Raw genomic sequence first — 1,086 nt, 5'->3', positions numbered from 1 at the left:
GTCTTCAGGTCTTGGTCTTCCGTCGTCTGTTGTCCGTCGTCCTTCGTCCGTTGTCCGTTGTCCGTCGTGTGTTTTCGTCTTTGGGGAGTTGTCATGGGTGAGGTTCTCGTTCTGGTGGAGCATGTTGAGGGTGTGGTGCGGAAGCCGTCGTTGGAGTTGTTGACGGTGGCGCGGCGGTTGGGTGATCCGGTGGCGTTGGTGGTGGGTGCTGGGGCTGGGGGTGCGGTGTCGGTGTTGGGTGGGCATGGGGCGGTGCGGGTGTTGGTGGATGAGTCGGGGGTGTATGGGGAGGTGTTGGTGGCGCCGTTGGTGGATGCGTTGGAGGCGGCGTGTGGGCGGGTGTCGCCGGTGGCGGTGCTGGTGTCGTCGTCGGGTGAGGCGAAGGAGGCGGGGGCGCGGCTGGCGGTGCGTCTGGGGTCGGGTGTGTTGACGGATGCGGTGGATGTGGAGGTGTCGGGGGAGGGTCCGGTGGCGGTGCAGTCGGTGTTCGCGGGGTCGTTTACGACGCGGTCGCGGGTGGTGTCGGGGGTGCCGGTGATCGCGGTGAAGCCGAATGCGGCGCCGGTGGAGGAAGTGGTGGCGGCGGGTGTGGTGGAGGTGTTGGAGGTGGCGCATGTGTCGGTGGGTGCGCGGGTGGTGTCGCGGTCGGAGCGTGTGGTGTCGGGGCGGCCGGAGCTGACGGAGGCGGCGGTGGTGGTCTCTGGTGGGCGTGGTGTGGGTGGTGGGGAGAACTTCGCGCTGGTGGAGGGTCTGGCGGACGCGTTGGGGGGTGCGGTGGGCGCGTCGCGGGCGGCGGTGGACGCGGGCTGGTATCCGCATGCGCATCAGGTCGGGCAGACGGGTAAGAGTGTGTCGCCGCAGTTGTATGTGGCGCTGGGGATCTCGGGTGCGATCCAGCACCGGGCGGGGATGCAGACCTCGAAGACGATCGTGGTGGTCAACAAGGACGCGGAGGCCCCGATCTTCGAACTCGCCGACTACGGCGTCGTGGGAGACCTGTTCACCGTCGTTCCCCAGCTCACCGACGACATCAACCACCGCAAGAACTAACCCCCACCACCACAACCACAGACAGACAGGCAGGCG

Annotated in this window: 1 protein-coding gene; it reads left to right on the top strand. The window is 67.5% G+C overall.

Translation table 11 applies throughout. The features are described 5' to 3' along the window. Nucleotides 1-93 precede the first annotated feature (93 nt). A complete protein-coding gene (locus ACFVIM_RS35275) occupies nucleotides 94-1,050 on the top strand; it encodes an electron transfer flavoprotein subunit alpha/FixB family protein (protein ID WP_384310494.1) in 957 nt (318 codons plus the stop codon). The last annotated feature ends 36 nt before the right edge of the window (nucleotides 1,051-1,086 follow it).

It is taken from the genome of Streptomyces sp. NPDC057638 (genome assembly GCF_042800315.1).
Classification (GTDB): domain Bacteria; phylum Actinomycetota; class Actinomycetes; order Streptomycetales; family Streptomycetaceae; genus Streptomyces.
The sequence above is the reverse complement of the archived record's forward strand: the minus strand, read 5'-3'. Positions and strand labels throughout refer to the sequence as shown.

Coding starts and splice junctions, on each gene's coding strand:
- ACFVIM_RS35275 (WP_384310494.1), top strand. CDS start 94: ATGGGTGAGGTTCTCGTTCTGGTGGAGCATGTTGAGGGTGTGGTGCGG.